Raw genomic sequence first — 17,869 nt, 5'->3', positions numbered from 1 at the left:
AAAACACTCGAACTGACAGTTATTTTTGATAATCCTTGTCAATTCGAGTGATTTTAATGACTAAAAGGAATTAAAATAGTATCGAGAATTTGAATTCTTTTCTTTTGATACTAAAAAAGTTCTCGATACATTTTTTGAAGGAAAAAAACACTCGAACTGACAGTTATTTTGATAATCCTTGTCAATTCGAGTGATTTTAATGACTAAAAGGAATTAAAATTGTATCGAGAATTTGAATTATTTTTTGTTGATATTAAAAAAGTTCTCGATACATTTTTTTGAAGGAAAAAAACACTCGAACTGACAGTTATTTTGATGATTCTTGTCAATTCGAGTGATTTTAATGACTGAAATAAATTAAAATAGTATCGAGAATTTGAATTGTTTTCTTTTGATACCAAAAAAGTTCTCGATACATTTTTTTGAAGGAAAAAACACTCGAACTGACAGCTCTTTCATTTTTGAACAGGATTATTCAATTTTAGTTAAAAAATAAAGTTTGATATACTAAATGCCTAGCCCCGATTGAAGCTTTGTTTGAGCTCTTTTTTTGATTTTTCTTCAAAAAAAAGCGAGTGCGGAAAGCGGGAAATTGCTTCAAATAATTTTATCTAAAAAAAACGTTCAAACTGACAGCCTTAATTTTTAAACAAGTTTATTGTAAAAATAACTAAACTCCTGAATTAAAAAGTGCATCTAAAAAGGTTTTTATAGTTCTAAAACCATAATATACCGTAAATAACAGTAAAAAAACACCGATAACCAATAAGGCATAGGCAATATATATTTTAGGGCTTTGGGTAAAAATACGCTGCGCTTTAAAGGCTAAACTCAATACAATTGGCGATACAATTAATAAGCCTAATAGAATTAAAAACTTTTTTACAACCACATCATTTGTTATTTTTTTAGTCATTTTCAGTGGTTTTTTTAAAATTTATAATAGCATTTCTAACATTTCCATATTTTTCTAGTAATACCGTTGCAAGCTCATTATTAATATGTAGTTCGGCAATTAGCATTTTTTTAGCTCTTTCTACTAATTTTTTATTAGAAAGCTGCATATCAACCATTTTATTACCTTTTACCTTTCCTAGCTGAATCATGCTTGCCGTAGAAAGCATATTTAGCACTAATTTTTGTGCTGTACCTGCTTTCATTCGAGAACTACCCGTTAAAAACTCCGCTCCAACAACTACCTCAACAGGAAATTGTGCCGTTAACGCCAAAGGACTATTTTTATTACAGGTAATACAGCCCGTAATTATTTGGTTTTCGTTGCATTTTTCAAGCGCCGAAATTACATAAGGTGTAGTTCCGGAAGCAGCAATACCAATAACAACATCGTTGGTGGTAATTTGTTTGTTTTGCAAGTCTTTCCAGCCTTGTTTGGTCGCATCTTCGGCATTTTCTACGGCTTTTCTAATCGCAATATCACCACCTGCAATAAGCCCAATAACTAGGTTATGCCCAACGCCAAAAGTAGGCGGACATTCGCTTGCATCTAAAATACCTAATCGCCCACTTGTACCTGCTCCAATATAAAATAATCGCCCGCCTTGTTGTAATTTTAATACAATTTGTTCGGTTAATTTTTCAATTTGAGGCAAGGCTTTTTCAACAGCCAAAGGCACGGTTTTATCTTCGTTATTTATGTTTGATAATACTTCAGAAATACTCATTTTTTCTAAATTATTATACTTTGAGTCTTGTTCGGTTGTTTTGGTAAAATTCATGTTTCAAATTTAGTAATTATAAAGTTTTTATGCTGATAAATTTTTAGAATAATCAATTTAGATGTTTTCTTTTATTTAAAAAAATATTTTATAGCAGATAAAAGCAAAGCTTTTACATTAAACTACTTTTTAAACGCAAAAAACCCGCATCGTAAATGCGGGTTTTTCAGTAAATTTCAATACAAATATTTTGTTTTATTTTGCTACGTTTACCGCTCTAGTTTCACGGATTACAGTCACTTTTACCTGCCCTGGGTAGGTCATATCATTTTGTATTTTTTGTGAAATATTAAATGATAATTCGGCAGCTTTGGTATCGTTTACTTTTGAACTTTCAACCATAACTCTTAATTCACGTCCTGCTTGAATAGCATAGGCTTTTTGTACACCTGTAAAACCAAAAGCAATATCTTCTAAATCTTTTAAACGCTGAATATAAGAATCTAAAACCTGACGACGCGCCCCTGGTCTTGCTCCTGAAATAGCATCACAAACCTGTACAATTGGCGATAACAAACTTTTCATTTCTATTTCATCATGATGCGCTCCAATTGCATTACAAACATCTGGTTTTTCACCATATTTCTCTGCCCATTGCATCCCTAATAAAGCGTGTGGTAATTCACTTTCTGTTTCTGGCACTTTACCAATATCATGTAATAAACCAGCACGTTTAGCCGCTTTTGCATTTAAGCCCATTTCGGCAGCCATAATACCACAAAGATTTGCAACCTCACGAGAATGTTGTAGTAAATTTTGCCCATAAGAAGAACGGTATTTCATACGCCCCACAATTTTTATTAATTCAGGATGTAATCCATGAATTCCTAAATCAATAACGGTACGCTTACCAACTTCTATAATTTCTTGGCTAATTTGTTTTTCTGTTTTCTTAACAACCTCTTCAATTCTTGCTGGGTGAATACGCCCATCGGTTACTAATTTATGCATCGATAAACGAGCAATTTCTCTACGGATAGGATCAAAACACGATAAAATAATCGCCTCTGGTGTGTCATCAACAATAATTTCAACACCCGTTGCAGCTTCTAAAGCACGAATATTACGACCCTCACGCCCAATAATACGTCCTTTAACATCGTCAGACTCTAAGTTAAATACCGACACACAATTTTCAACAGCCTGCTCTACTCCTACTCTTTGAATGGTTTTTAAAACAACTTTACGAGCTTCTTGCTGTGCAGTCATTTTTGATTCTTCAATAGTTGTTTGAACAAAAGACATCGCTTCTGATTTCGCTTCATCTTTTAATGATGATACTAGCTCGGTTTTAGCATCTTCTGCCGATAAGCCTGAAATTTGCTCTAGCATATCAACATGACGTTTGTGTATTTTCTCTACTTCAGCTTCTTTCTTTTCTAAAATTTCTATTTTATGTTCAAAATCGGCTTCTTTTTTTTCTAAAGCCTGAATTTTAGAAGTAAAATCAGTTGCTTTACTTTCTACTGCTTTATTTAATTTTCTGTTTTTATCTAATTCTGATGAAATTTGACTTTCTTTATCTCTTGTTCTTTTTTCTACATCAGAGATTTTCTTTTCTCTTGATAAAATTACTTTTTCATGCTCAGATTTTAACTCAATAAATTTTTCTTTAGCTTGTAATATTTTATCTTTTTTTATTGAATCTGCTTCTATTTTAGCCGATTTAACAATATTTTTGACTTCTTTTTTGGTTTCTATTATTAATTTATTTGCTTTAGATTTCTCTACTATTTTAGCAATAATAAAACCGATTGCTACTCCTATAATTCCTGCTAATACAGGAAATAAATTTCCATCCATAATTTTAATTTAATTGTATAAAAAAACCTACATTAATAAGGTTTTATAAACTCCGTAAAAACAGGTTTAGGACTAACTGGCTTGTCAAGGATCCGAAAATAAATTCGGCATGCTTTAAGAACCAAGACTCATCCTTTCTAAATAAATAGTGTTGAGTTTAATAAACAATGTACTAATGTAGGCAGTAATATTAATATGTGTATTTTAAAAGAACGTTATAAATGTTTTCCTAACAAGTTAGCTAAATCATTTATTTTATTTATTACTTCAGTATTTTCTTTCTCATTTGCTAAAGATACAATTTCTAATTTAGATGCAAATTGCAATGCGCACATTGCCAATACATCTTGCTTATCAGCTACTGCATATTTTTGTTCGAACTTAACAAGTAAATCATTAATGTTTTTTGCAGCAGTACGCATTCCTTGTTCTTCATCTGTGTTTTCAACACTTAAAGGATATGTTCGTCCTGCAATTACTACATTAACTTTTATTTTTGTCATGTTAAAGAACTTTTATGAATTTAAAAGACTAATACATTTATCAATTTCTCGAACTAAAGTATTTATTTTTTGCTTTGTTTCTTTTCTATTTTCTTCGTTACTGCCTCGCATAGTTTTAGCAACTTTAAGCAATTGATATTCTTCTTGCTTTATTGTTAAGTCGTGTGTTTTCTCTTCTAATAAACCTTGTAATTTTGCATTATCTTTACGCAAAACTTGGTTTTCTTCTTTTAAAAACTCATACTTATTTAATAAGCTTTTTAACTTATCTTCCAGTAAATAAATTGCTTCTAAAGGGGTACTCATTTATTTTTTTGAGAATAAAACTATACAGACAAAGTTATCATTATAGATTTTAAATAGCAACTCTTTTAGTACTTTTTAATAAAATACTGATTATTAACACTCTAAGTGTTTCGCTTATTTTTAGTATTTTTGTTTAAAACCCCACTGCTTTGAAATTTTATTTTTCTATTATTTTTTTACTGTTCTTTTACTCAGGAAACGCCCAACAGCAATATCCTAGAAACTATTTTTCAGCCCCTTTAAAAATTCCTATTATTTTATCAGGTACTTTTGGTGAACTCCGTAGTAATCACTTTCATTCTGGAATAGATATAAAAACACAAGGAAAACAAGGTATTCCTATTTATGCAGCGGCAAATGGCTATGTTTCTCGTATTAAAGTATCACAATATGGTTTTGGAAAAGCCATTTATTTAGATCATCCTAACGGATATACCACCGTATATGCGCATCTTCAAAAATTTGAACCTACTATTGAAAAATACGTTAAAAGCGTTCAGTATGAAAAAAAAAATTATCAAACAGGTAACTTATTTACCCCACACGAACAGTTTCCTATAAAAAAAGGACAAATTATTGGTTATAGTGGCGATACTGGAGGTTCTGGAGGTCCTCATTTACATTATGAAATTAGAGACACTAAAACCGAACATATTATAAATCCGTTGTTATTTGGTATTACCCCAAAAGATGACACCGCTCCTACGATTCAAAAAATAATGGCGTATCCGTTAAATGCGCAATCTAGAGTTAATAATTCTAGTTCAAAATTGGTACTGTCCTTTAAAAAAATTGCGCCTAACAATTATATTAGTCAACGAATTACAGCTAGTGGCGTTATTGGTTTTGGTGTGAGTGTTTTTGATAGATTAAATGACGCTAGTAATAAAAATGGAATTTACAGCCTTGAAATGAAAGTAAACGGCAGCAGGGTTTATTATCATGACCTTGAAACTTTTTCATTTGCTGAAAGTAAATACATTAATTTATTGATTGATTACAAACACTATAAAACCTACAAAAATAGGGTTCAGAAAACACACAAAGTAAAAGCCAATAGATTAAATTTATATGAAGATTTAGTTAATAATGGTAAAATTACCATTAAAGATGGCGCTAGTTATCATATCGAAATTATTGCTAAAGATATTAAACACAATACCACCACCATTAAAATACCCGTTAAAGGCGTAAAAAGTAATTTAGTTTTTAAGCAAAAAGACAGTACAGCTTATAAAATAATTGCAAGTGATTTTCATAAATACACCCTTAAAAATGTAACTATTGCCTTTCCTAAAAACACCTTTTACACCGATTGTTTTATTGATTTTTCTATTGATAATGATATCGTAAAAGTTCATAATAAAACTGTGCCGATAGATAAAAGATATACCTTAACTTTTAACACCTCTCTTTTAACTGACGCTCAAAAAAAACAGGTTTATATTGCCAATGTTAGCAATATGAAATACCCCCGATACGCCAACACAAAAAAGAAAACCAATAAAATATATACCTCAACCAAAGTTTTAGGAAGTTATAAATTACTTTTTGATAGCATAAAGCCAACTATTAAATTATACAATTTTAAAAACAAACAATGGTTATCAAAAAACAAGACACTAAAAGTAAAAATTAAAGATAATCAATCTGGTATTAAAAATTTCAATGCAACCATTGATGACCAATGGATTTTAATGCAATACAATCATAAAAAAGGATTGCTTACCTATAATTTTAATGATAAAAAACTAATTGGAAGCAAGCATATTTTTAAACTTGTTGTTTCTGATAATGTTGGTAATTTAAAAACACTTTCGGCACTTTTCTATAAAAAGTAGTCTTCATAAAAAATAAAAAACCTTGAAAAAAACACGCTTCTTAATCTTATTTTGTTCCTTGGTTTTCACCCAGGTTTCTGCACAAAAAACAGCCATTATAAAAGGAACTTTAACGAATAAATTTAACATTCCTATTCAAGGAATTGCTATTTCTTATTTATCAAAAGGAACAACAACCGATGCTAACGGACAGTATAAAATTACCATTCCAATGCGTAAAACAGTGCGGGTTACCTTTAGCCATGTTACTTATAAAACCATTACTAAAAAATTCACCTCTCGAGGAAAAGAAATTTTTAACTACGCTCCTACTTTTTATTTTAAAAGCCAAGAATTAGAAGAGGTTATTGTTAAAAACTACCGAAAACAAGCAAAAGGAATTAGCACAATTTCTACCAAAAAAGTTAAAAACATACTCGGTGCAAATCCAGGTGTTGAAAATATTTTGATGACCCTTCCCGGGGTTAGCAATAACAACGAATTAAGTACGCAATATAATGTTAGAGGCGGAAATTTTGATGAAAACCTTGTTTATGTAAACGGAATTCAAGTATATCGACCGTTTTTAATTCGTTCGGGTCAACAGGAAGGTTTGAGTTTTATCAATCCGCAAATGGTGCAAAATATTAATTTTTCGGCAGGTGGTTTTCAAGCTAAATATGGCGATAAACTTTCTTCTGTTTTAGATATTAGCTACCGAAAACCTACTAAATTTGGCGCAAAAATAGCCCTTAGTTTACTAGGAGCAAGTTTTACCATAGAAGATACTTTTTTAAACAATAAATTAAGCGCCCTTATTGGGGTTCGGTATCGCGACAATAGTTTGTTTGTAAACAGTAAACAAGTTGCTGTAAATTTTAGCCCAACATTTACCGATGTTCAAAGTTTTTTATCATACAAAGCAACTAAAAAACTAACCTTAAATTTTTTAAGTAATTTTTCGATAAATAAATACAAATACCAACCGCTAACCAGAAAAACACGTTTTGGAACACTTGCCAACCCGTTGGAATTAATAGTCTATTATCAAGGGCAGGAAAAAGACGAATTTAAAACCCTTTTTGGCGCTTTTTCTTCGGATTATCAAGTAAATGATGCCTTAAAAATAACAGGAACTATTTCTTCTTTCAACACCCAAGAAGAAGAATATTTCGATATTGCTGCGGCTTACAAGCTAAGCGAAATTACAAAAACCTCTGAAAATTCTGAAAACAATCAAAATTTTGAAGAAGTAACCTTTGCACAAGGGATTGGCTCGCAAATAAACCATGCCCGAAATGATTTAGACGCTTTAATTCGTACTATTGAATTTAAAGCGACTTTAAAAGATGGCAAAAACGAATGGAAAACAGGCGTGAAATTTCAAACAGAAAATATAAAAGACCGCATGAATGAATGGGAAATTATTGACTCCTTAGGTTTTAGTATTCGTCCGCCATATCATAGTACTAATATCCAACCCTATGAGCCTTTTACGGCAGCTATTGAACCTTTTAATAAGGTAAAATCAAAAAATAATATTGATATTAATCGCATTAGTAGTTTTTTACAATTTAGCCGAAAAACTACTTGGAAAAATCATCAAATTTGGCTAAACATTGGCGTTAGGTCACATAATTGGAGCGTAAAAAATGCGGCTAAAAACACCATCAAAAATACTAGAAATCAAGTTACATTTAGCCCAAGAGCACAATTTGCCATCAAACCAGATTGGGGCAAAGACATGCTTTTTAGAATTTCAGGAGGATGGTATTCTCAGCCGCCATCTTACAAAGAATTACGTGCTTATAATGGAGAAATTAATCCGAAGGTAAAAGCACAAAAAGCGATTCATTTTGTAGCAGCAAACGACTATAGTTTTAAACTTTGGAAGCGCCCTTTTAAATTAACAACCGAATTATATTACAAAAATTTAACCGATGTAAATGCCTATTCAGTCGATAATGTTCGGATTCGATACCGTGCCGATAACGCAACAAAAGCCTACGCCTACGGATTGGATATTCGTTTAAATGGCGAGTTTGTACCAGGAAATGATAGCTGGGTGAGTTTCGGATATTTAAAAACCCAAGAAAACACCAATAACCAAAGTTATATTGCCCGACCAACCGATCAGCGTTTAAAATTTGGCGTGTTATTTCAAGATTACGTACCTAATATTCCCAGCTTAAAAGCCTACTTAAATATTGTGTATAACACCGGATTACCTGGTGGTTCACCTGCTTATACCGATGTTTATAAATACCAGCATAGATTAAACGATTACAAACGTGCCGATGTTGGTATTTCTTATATTTTTACAGATATTTCAAAGAAAAAAAGCACTGGTTTTTTAGCAAACTTTAAAGAATTAACAGCAGGTTTAGAGTTATTCAATTTATTTGATATTCGCAATTCAATAACCAATACTTGGGTGCGTGATGCGTATAGTAAACAGCAATACGGCATTCCCAATTACATGACCGGCAGAGTTTTAAATCTTAAAATTGGCATGCAGTTTTAACGCATTATTTTTTAAAACAAAAAACTCGAATCGTATAGGATTCGAGTTTTTTTATGTTTAATTAAAAATTAAATCTAGTAATCTAATTTTTTGATATAATTTAATTTTGCTTTCCAAACATCTAACTGATCTTTAAATTCTTGGATTCCTTTACGAACATTTAAAACCAAAGGATTGTCAGGTTTTGCATTTGAAAAGAACCCTAAGTTATTTTCTAATTGTTGCATTTCACGAACAGTTTCATCTATTTTTTTACGGATAAAATATTGTTCGTTGTCTAATTTTTTAAAGTCTTTTTGAGATAAATACGTATCAATAGAATTTTTAAACTTCATCAGCTCGATGTCGCTTTTACTCATATTTAAGTTTCCTAAATGCGCATCAACAGCTTTGTTGAATTTTTCATCTAAATGACGTGCATTTCTTGGTAAAAAACCTAAAGCTCTCCACTGTGAAATACGCTCTTTAATATTTTCTAAGGTTAAGTTTTCAGATGCTTTTAATTGCTCTATAAACTCTTTTTTAGCTGCAACAAGTTCTAATTGCTCTTTATTTTGCTCGTTCTTTTGAGCGTGTAATCTGTCAAAATAGAAATTACAAGCATCTTTAAAACGCTTCCAAATATCGTCCGAAAATTTTCTTGGCACATGACCAATTTTTTTCCAATCAGATTGAATACGCTTCATGGTATTGGTTGCCTCTTCCCAATCATCGCTATCTTTTATACTTTCGGCAAGTTCTATTAACGCAATTTTATTTTTTAAATTATCGTTTTGAGTACTTTTTTCTGCCTTATAAAAAACATTTTTTGCGCTGTTAAATTTTTTGGTCGCATTTTTAAATTGTTGCCAAACAGCTTCACTTTTGTTATAAGGTAATTTTCCGATGTCAAAGTATTTTTTACGTAGTTTTTCAAGTTCTACAATACTTTTTTGCCAATCGTTGTGTGAGTTATTAGCGGAAGTATCAAAGGCATTTATTTCTTCAATAACCACTAACTTTGCATCAATCATTTCTTGATATTTAGATTTTAATTCTCTAAAATATTGATGACGCTTATCGTGTATTTTTTTAGTAGCTTCGCTAAATTTACCCCAAACATCTTCTCTATGTTCTTTACCTACAGGTCCTATTTCTTCTTTCCAAATACGGTGTAAATCTTGTAAATCTTTAAAGGCTACATTTACATCAGCAACTTCATTTAAAGCCTCTGCATGGGTAATTATTTTTAATTTTTCTTCTAAATTATGTTTAAAGTCTAGCTCTCTAAAATCTTTATTTAAGTCTAATAAATCATAAAAACGCTCTACATGATGATGGTAAATTTTCCAAGTATCATTGTATTTTGTTTTTGGTACAGGTCCAATAGTTCGCCATTTCTTTTGAATTTCCTGGAAATCATTATACATTGTTTTTCCATCAGCTTTTTCAATCAATGTTTTTAACGCATCAATTAAAACATTTCTACTGTCTAAATTTTCCTTTAGCTGATTTTCTAACCTCGCATAATGAGCATCTCTTTTTGCTTTGTACTCGCCTAATAATTTGTTGTATTCTGCTTTAATAGGGCTTGAAAACTGAAAATCTATTATATTTCCACCTTCCGCTAAAAACACTGCCTTTTTTTGTGCAACTAAATCACCAAATTTCGCATTAAAAGCATTTTTAATCGCGTCAATATTGGTTTTTAATTGCTGTATTTGATAGCCGTCTAACAACTTACTTAATTCCGCTACCAAAGTATCTAACTCCATTGTAGCGTAATCTAGCATTGGTATTTCATGCTTTTCATCAACTTTTTCAGCTTCATTAGCTACCTCACTCTCTACTGCGTTTACTGCATTTTCTGTTGCTACTTGCACCTGAGTAACTTGTTCAGCAATTGATTCTTGTAATTCTTTTTCGTTATTTTCTAACATATCTACAATGTTTAAGTTCCTTGATTATTTATTTTATAAATATACGGATTCTTATAGAATACCAAATTTTATTTTCAATAACTTATTGTTAACTATTATTCCAAATTTTCCAAGCTTTTTCAGCCTGTTGTTCTAGCATTTCTAAACCATTTTTTATGGCAGCATTTTTTTCTTGTCCTTTACTTAAAAATGTAGTTATTTCGGGGTTGTAAATTAAGTCAAAAAGCAGGTGTTTTTTACCGATAAATTGATACGGAATATCAGGGCAATCTTTAATATTTGGATGTGTTCCTAAAGGTGTGCAATTAATTATTAAATGATGTGTTTCTATTATTTCTTTAGATAAACTCTGGTAAGAAACCTCTTTTTTACCCTTCGGATTTCTAGAAACGAAATAATAGGTAATGCCTAATTTTTTAAGCACATACGCCACCGCTTTCGATGCGCCTCCTGTTCCTAAAATCAAGGCTTTTTTATGATGATTTTTTAATAATGGTTTCAAGGATTTTTTAAAACCATAAACATCGGTATTAAAACCTATTAATTTTCCTTTTTTAGAGATTTTAATAGTGTTTACTGCACCTATTTTTCGGGCTTTTTTATCTATTTCATCTAAAAAATTAAAAACGTCCAATTTATAAGGAATTGTTACATTCATTCCTTTTAAAGTCGTTTTATTTTCTTTTATTTTTGCTGATAATTCTTCTATTGACTGAATATCAAAATTTACATATTCGCTTGTTTCAAGCCCTAATTCTTTAAATTTATTGGTAAAATATCCTTTTGAAAAGGAATATGAAATATTTTTCCCTACCAAAGCATACATTTTTTTAACTTCTTTTTCTTCCATAATAATCTATTATTAAAATTAAGGCGATACCAAAAAGGATAAAACCTATTGAAACCCATGTTTCTTGTAGTGCTAAATCAGGAATAAATCGCTGGTAATTTTCCACAATTTTATGTCCTTTTTTATCCAATAAAAAACCTTGTTCATTTACTTTAAAGAGTGTTTTTTTCCAAGGCCAAACAATACCTAACGAACCTGTTATAAAACCGATAATAAGAGCCGTTACTAATTGATGCCATCGTTTTAAAACATAACCTAAAACATGTGAAATTGACACCAAACCAAAAACAGAACCGATGGTAAAAACACTTATAATTTTTAAATATCTTATTTTTATAGGATCTTTTAATACTTCAAAATTACCCGACAACAAGCTCGTTACAATACCAGCAAAAACATTAACGCTGTCTACCAATAACAATACGTAATTTCCTAATAAAATTAAAATAAAAGAACCTGATAACCCAGGAAGTGTCATGCCTGAAACACCTATAATTCCACAAATAAAAACAAACCAAAGATTATCATTTTCTTTTGCAGGAGTTAAAAAACTGATAAAAACACCAATAGAAACACCAATAATTAAGGCGATAATATTTTTTAATTTCCAATCGTTAAAATCTTTTGAAAGATAATAAATAGAGCCTAAAATCATCCCAAAAAACCACGACCAAACATAGCCTTCATTGTTTTTTAAAAAATAATCTAATACTAACGAAATGGTAAAATAACTGCACATACTTCCTAGCATTACCAGTGCTAAAAATTGCAAATTTGTATAGTTAGCAAAACTTTTAAAACGTCCGTTAAAAAGTAATTTAAAAGCCTTGCCGTTTATCCGCTGAAAAGAAAAAATAAGTTCTTCATAAAAACCCATTACAAAAGCCACCATTCCGCCAGAAACACCGGGGACTTTATTAGCACCACCCATGGTCATTCCTTTAAAAAAAAGCAGTGTTTTTTGTAATAATGTGCGCTGTTGTTGCTTATACATTCTTAAAATTAAAAAGACTAAAGTAGTTGTTTTTTAACCGATTTTTATTATTTTTTTACGGCTAATTTTTCTAGTAATAAAATTAATGAAAATCCTATAATAATTAATATTGAAGCATACATTAATTCAGGGTTTCCGTCATAAGAAAAAGGCAATACACTTTTTTCTAAAAGTGGTTTTACAACGCCATGTCTGTCGGTATAGGTTGTTAAAACTGTTTTCCAAGGCCAAACTTTGTTTAAAGACCCCAACATCAGACCTGTTAAAGCAATTAACATTTCATTTTTATAATTATAAAACAACCATTTTAATAGTTTTGAAAAAGTGGTTAGCCCTATTACAACCCCTATTAAAATTGCCGAAATTGTTTTTAACTCTCTATTAGTTAAAGCACTCATCACTAATGGATAAACACCAATTAACAATAAAATATAAGACCCTGAAATTCCTGGTAAAATCATAGCGCAAGAAGCAATTGCCCCTGAAAAAACTAAGAATAAATAACTAACTTCCTGCCCATTAACAGCAGGTAAAACCGTAATTAAATATCCGAAGAAAACACCTAAAACACCAATAGATATCCCTTTAAAATTCCACTGTTTTATTTGTTTTGCAATGTAAATAATACTTGCCAATACCAGCCCAAAAAAGAACGCCCATAATAAAATTGGTTGGTTTGTTAACAACCATTTAATTGCTTTGGCTAAAGAAATAATACTGATAAAAATCCCTGTAAAAAGAGCTGCTAAAAAATTCCCGTTTAATTGCTTCCAAGCACTTTTAAACCCCTCTTTTTTTAAGATTTTAAATAAGCCTAAATTAACAGCACTTATAGCGTTTAACAATTCTTCATAAATCCCTGAAATAAATGCAATTGTTCCTCCTGAAACGCCTGGAACAACGTCTGCTGCGCCCATTGCAATTCCTTTTAACATGATTACTAAATAATCTTTTTTGGTTCTGTTCATCTAATTTTTATGCTTCTTTTTTACTGATTTTTTAAACTTAATTAACCTACTTTTTATAGGTTTTATACTGTCTTTTTTAGGTGGTTTTTTTAAGCCTATTTTTTGAGAAAGCTCTGATAGGTTATTAAAATTCACTTGATACGAAAGCCCTACACCTTGAGTATATCCCTCTTCTTCAGTTGAATATTGCACTTCATTTTGTCGGTTAAAAACAGTTGCCCTTAAACTACCTTCTTTATTTAATAATACCTCAACTTTAACCTCGCCTATAATACTTGTTTGGGTATTTGCCCCCACCGGAACGCCTACCTTACCATTGACAAGCACCCGATCACTTAATTGAGTAGAAATAGAAACATCTACCTGATCGTCTGATTTTAAATTATTAATTTCCTCGCCATTTCCGCTATCGCCCTGTGTATAACCTAGCCCTAATTGAAATTTACTACCCTCACTATTTAACATGCCTGTTAAAATACTTGAAGCTATTTCCGATGCGGTACCTGTTAAACCACTTGCCGCACTATTACCAATTGTTTCTTCATTATAAAAAGTACCAAAAGCTAATAAAAATGAAAAATGCTGCATTTTAGTATTCAAATCATTTCCGTTTAAAATAAACTCTAATTCAGACGCTACTGTTGAATTCGCATTAGGAATTTTAATATCAAATTCTTGTTTTGAACTAAACAATCCGCCTGTTATTTTGGTGTATAAATTAATCGGAATTTTACGATTTGAATTAATATTATCTAATAATTGCGCAGGGTTTGCTTTGGTTTTATAAACCGCAACCAAGTCTAATTCCGCCTCGTACGGGTTTCCATTCCACGAAATTCGCCCGCCTTTTTGAACCGCAAAGGGTTTTGATATTCCTGCGTACTTAAAATTATACATTCCTTTGTGAATTTCAAAATCGCCATACATTTTAAACTTACCAAGCGTATTGATGTCTATTCTTAAATTACCAATACCACTTCCTTTTAAATCACTTCCTGAAACCTTATCAATTACCACTTGGGCTACAGCATCTTTAGTTACCTCTAAATTTATTTTTAAATCGAGCCCTTTTATATCTTTTATGGTTTGATGCGCATTTTCAACGGTTGGTTTTTCCGTTTTAAAACGGATTAATTTGTAATTATCAATTGTTTTTACATCGCTTAACGGAATTACAAACAGCGTTCCTTTATTTGTTTTCCCATTAATAACAATATCTAAATTATTGGTAAGCCCTCTAATTTCGGCATTTCCATCTAAAAAACCTGTTCCGTAATAAGATGATGTTACGGTTTCTTTGGTGTCTAAAATTAGTAAATTTTTAGTGTCAATATCTAATTTTAAATACCAATCTTTAAAATTTTGATGCGCAATATACCCCGATAATGTTCCTTGTGTTTTATGTTTTGTATCGGTTAATAAAACATTATTAAGTTTAAATTGTTGTTTATCTAAAAGAACCTTGGTGTTTCCTTTTAAATCAAAATCAACATTTAAATACGGAAAAGAAAGCCCCGCTTTCTCAACATTTAATACACCTTGAAAATTTGGATTATCTAAAAAACCTGTTGCCGTAAAACCTCCAGAAACATTCCCTCTAAGCCTGTTTAAAACATCTTTTCCTAAAGGGCTGAATGCCGTTAATTCATAGTTTTCTAAAGCTGTTTTTAAAGAAATAGTTGGCTTGTTTTTTGAAAAATCAAGAGTTCCAATAGCTGAAATATTTTTTACCGAATCATTAATCAATGATAGGTTTACCTTATATTTTTCAAAAGAATTATCACCTGAAACTTCCATTGCTAAAGTTCCTTGAGCCAGGTTATTTATTTTAAAATTTGTTATTGATAGGTTTCCCTTTGGCGCTATTTTGCCTTCTTTTTGTTGTAAATCAACAGCACCACTTAAATTTCCCGCTAAGCTCAAATCATCTATAAGTGGTAAAAAACTTGCTAATTTTACTTTGGTAAAACGGGCATTCAAATTTTTATACGTACTGTCTTTAACAATTCCTTTAAATTCAATTTTTTGCTGATCAGACTCTACTAAAAATGGACTTATTTCGTAGGTTTTCTTTTTTAAATCAAAAGCAACTTTGTGTTTTTTATCTGATGTTTTATTAATAATCCAATCAAATCCTTTGTAATTAAAAGTCGATTTTTGAATACCAACAACTGATTTTTGCAATTCGTTAATCGTATAATAAAAATCAAGATTAAAGCCTTCTGAATAATTTTTCCCACCTTTAAATACCGATTTAAAAAATAAAGTATCGTTTTGAGTTCTGTTTAGTAAGTTTAATTTTTTAATATTATAATATGGCGTATTTATTTTCCCAGCCTTTAAATGCGTGTTATACAGCGGATTTTTAGTATCCATTCTTAACACAATATTTTGAATAGCACTTTTGTAAACATCAATTTCTGGTGATGAAAACTTTAGTTTCAAAGCATTTTTATCGGCATTAATTCGCCCTTTTAACTTGGTGTTTTCAGCAATAGCTATGTTTGGTAAAAACACATCGATAATTTGATTATAAATAGTAAAATCAAATTCTAAAAACTGATTTGGCGCTACTTTATTAGGCAGGTAATTCGTGTAAACACTTCCTAAGGCATTTTGGGTAATCGGTATTAACTCTTCAAAAGAAAACTTTCCTCTTAAAACACCTGTAACAATTTCTTTTGAATTTACTTCAATGGTTTTTATACTATCTTTTACCGATGAATTTATTTCAAAATTTTCAAACAGGTATTCTTTTTTTTGATTTTTGTACGCTACATTTTTAAAAGTTGCTTTACCTATAATATCATCAAAAGTATTCCCTGAAATATTCAAATTAACAACCCCTTTTAATTGAGCAATACTATCCCGCGTAAAAAGGCTTGTTTTTTTCAAATCAATTTGATCAATATTGGCAATGAAATCAAATTTATTGATTGCTGATGAAAAATCGGCCAAACCTTCAAAATTCAGCTTAAAATTTTCATCTTTTGCATTTAAAACACCGTCAAATTTTTTATTTTGAAACTGCCCGTTAATATATAAATCTTTGTAATTATACTTGTTAAATTCTAAGCTGCTAATTTTACCAATAGCAACTGTGTTTATGTTTTCTAAATTAAAACCACGACCATCTACATCGGCTTTTAATGATATTTTACCAAGGGTCGGATTGTTTGAAAAAACACCTAAATCAAAATCTATAAGTGCCAACTCTCCTACATAACTAGCCTTGTCAATATCATCAATATTGGTTAATTGCAAATCAGAAATAGTCGTTCCTATTTCCGATTTTACCGAAATAGTCGCCTCCATTTGCTCGGGTGTAATTTTCACCAAACCCTGCAGTGTAAAATCCCCTAATCGCTGAAATTCAGAAGGTAACGACTTGCCTAATAAATTTGGAAGCACGCTTTTTAATTGCCCATAATTTGCAGTAACATTTTTAAAATCGGCATCAAAAATAAAACCTCTTTCTTTTTTTATCGCATTTACAAAGCCCATGTTTCCTATAATCTTCATTCCTTTTCGAGAATGAAGACGCACATTATTTAGGCTAAAATTATTTAAAACGCCCTTCATATTTCCTGTAAAATAGAGCATATCATTACCGCTTAATTCGTTATATAATTTGCTAATATCTTTAATTGAAACGGCACTTTTTAATATTTTAGCCCTAAACCTTACTTTATCATTAAAATTAACAAAATCTTCTCTTTTATACCTTAATTTAATAGCCCCTTTTATTTTTGATTTATTATCGGTTTCCAACACTGTTTTATCAAAATTCATAAATGATTTTGTGTAGGTGAAATCCGTAGACATATTGGTTATATTAATGCCCCTGTTTTCAGAAAAACACATGTTTCTCATTTTTAAAGAAACATCGGGGCCTTTTATAGAAAAATCTAATAAATTACCACTTGCATGATACGCCGCAAACTCCAACGGGTCTTTTTTATTGGCATCTAAAAACTTAAAAGTTAAATTTTCAACAGCTATTTTATCACTTTTTAAAACAAAAACACTTGACAGACTATCTTTTGGCGTATCGCTATCAAAACGATCTATAAATATTGCAATATTATCATCCTGCTCACCTTTGTATTTTTTCATATTAAAATAAACCCCACGCAAAGAAGCATCGCCTAAATTAACTTTATTATCTAATATTCTTTTGGCATTTAAAAGTGAAGTGCTTAAATTTTCAACAAAAATAAGGGTATCTTTATGATGGTCTCTAATTTCAATACCTTTTAGTTGAACGCTTCCTAGCCAAGAGAAATCAATCTTTTTTACAAGAATATCAGTGTTGTATTCTTTATTTAACCAATTGGTGGCCTGTGCGCCTATTTTACTTTGCACAAAAGGTAATGACAGCAAAAAAACAAGCAATAACAGCCCAAGTAACACGTACTTTGATCCCCTATATAGTATGTTTTTTAT

General features: G+C 30.7%; 12 protein-coding genes and 1 other RNA gene. 2 read left to right on the top strand and 11 right to left on the bottom strand.

Annotated elements, in window-relative coordinates; all coding sequences use genetic code 11:
• Positions 1–670: 670 nt before the first annotated feature.
• The 6 genes from DPIF8902391_RS01465 to DPIF8902391_RS01440 all read right to left on the bottom strand — a co-directional run bounded on the left by DPIF8902391_RS01465 (position 671) and on the right by DPIF8902391_RS01440 (position 4,348).
• A complete protein-coding gene (locus DPIF8902391_RS01465) occupies positions 671–916 on the bottom strand; it encodes a DUF6095 family protein (RefSeq protein WP_058884734.1) in 246 nt (81 codons plus the stop codon).
• Entirely contained in the window at positions 909–1,736 is an 828-nt protein-coding gene (gene murQ / locus DPIF8902391_RS01460; RefSeq protein ID WP_172504829.1) for an N-acetylmuramic acid 6-phosphate etherase, read from the bottom strand. The genes DPIF8902391_RS01465 and murQ overlap by 8 nt, the downstream gene beginning before the upstream one ends.
• A 195-nt stretch (positions 1,737–1,931) precedes the next feature.
• Positions 1,932–3,539: a ribonuclease Y gene (gene rny, locus DPIF8902391_RS01455; protein WP_172504828.1), complete on the bottom strand. Its 1,608-nt coding sequence runs from the start codon at positions 3,537–3,539 to the stop codon at positions 1,932–1,934.
• Positions 3,540–3,586: 47 nt separating this feature from the next.
• A non-coding RNA gene (gene ssrS, locus DPIF8902391_RS01450) (6S RNA) lies at positions 3,587–3,696 on the bottom strand.
• Between the two features lie 58 nt (positions 3,697–3,754).
• On the bottom strand, positions 3,755–4,042 hold the full coding sequence (locus DPIF8902391_RS01445) for a cell division protein ZapA (protein WP_058884731.1): 288 nt from the start codon (positions 4,040–4,042) through the stop codon (positions 3,755–3,757).
• A 12-nt stretch (positions 4,043–4,054) separates the two neighbouring features.
• Entirely contained in the window at positions 4,055–4,348 is a 294-nt protein-coding gene (locus DPIF8902391_RS01440; RefSeq protein ID WP_058884730.1) for a hypothetical protein, read from the bottom strand.
• Positions 4,349–4,497: 149 nt separating this feature from the next.
• Here DPIF8902391_RS01440 and DPIF8902391_RS01435 point away from each other — a divergent pair, with 149 nt between their 5' ends.
• Complete coding sequence (locus DPIF8902391_RS01435; RefSeq protein WP_172504827.1) at positions 4,498–6,189, top strand: M23 family metallopeptidase; 1,692 nt, start codon at positions 4,498–4,500, stop codon at positions 6,187–6,189.
• A gap of 22 nt (positions 6,190–6,211) precedes the next feature.
• Positions 6,212–8,692, top strand: coding sequence for a TonB-dependent receptor (locus tag DPIF8902391_RS01430; RefSeq protein ID WP_172504826.1), 2,481 nt, complete (start codon positions 6,212–6,214; stop codon positions 8,690–8,692).
• A gap of 74 nt (positions 8,693–8,766) precedes the next feature.
• Here DPIF8902391_RS01430 and DPIF8902391_RS01425 read toward each other — a convergent pair whose 3' ends face one another.
• The 5 genes from DPIF8902391_RS01425 to DPIF8902391_RS01405 form a co-directional block, all read right to left on the bottom strand.
• Entirely contained in the window at positions 8,767–10,611 is a 1,845-nt protein-coding gene (locus DPIF8902391_RS01425; RefSeq protein WP_058884729.1) for a DUF349 domain-containing protein, read from the bottom strand.
• An 88-nt stretch (positions 10,612–10,699) separates the two neighbouring features.
• Entirely contained in the window at positions 10,700–11,461 is a 762-nt protein-coding gene (locus DPIF8902391_RS01420; protein WP_172504825.1) for a shikimate dehydrogenase family protein, read from the bottom strand.
• The gene (locus tag DPIF8902391_RS01415) at positions 11,442–12,455 is read right to left on the bottom strand and encodes a DUF368 domain-containing protein (protein WP_058884727.1); all 1,014 of its coding nucleotides are present in this window, start codon (positions 12,453–12,455) and stop codon (positions 11,442–11,444) included. Before DPIF8902391_RS01415 ends, DPIF8902391_RS01420 begins: the two co-directional genes overlap by 20 nt.
• Before the next feature lie 47 nt (positions 12,456–12,502).
• Positions 12,503–13,423 (bottom strand): DUF368 domain-containing protein, encoded by a 921-nt coding sequence (locus DPIF8902391_RS01410; protein WP_058884726.1) that lies wholly within the window; start codon positions 13,421–13,423, stop codon positions 12,503–12,505.
• Positions 13,424–17,788 carry a translocation/assembly module TamB domain-containing protein gene (locus tag DPIF8902391_RS01405; RefSeq protein ID WP_244951346.1) on the bottom strand — a complete coding sequence of 1,455 codons (4,365 nt, stop codon included), beginning with the start codon at positions 17,786–17,788 and terminating at the stop codon, positions 13,424–13,426.
• Positions 17,789–17,869 lie beyond the last annotated feature (81 nt).

The sequence above is a fragment of the Tenacibaculum finnmarkense genomovar ulcerans genome (genome assembly GCF_900239495.1).
Lineage (GTDB): Bacteria > Bacteroidota > Bacteroidia > Flavobacteriales > Flavobacteriaceae > Polaribacter > Polaribacter ulcerans.
This window is presented reverse-complemented; position numbering and strand designations above follow the sequence as displayed.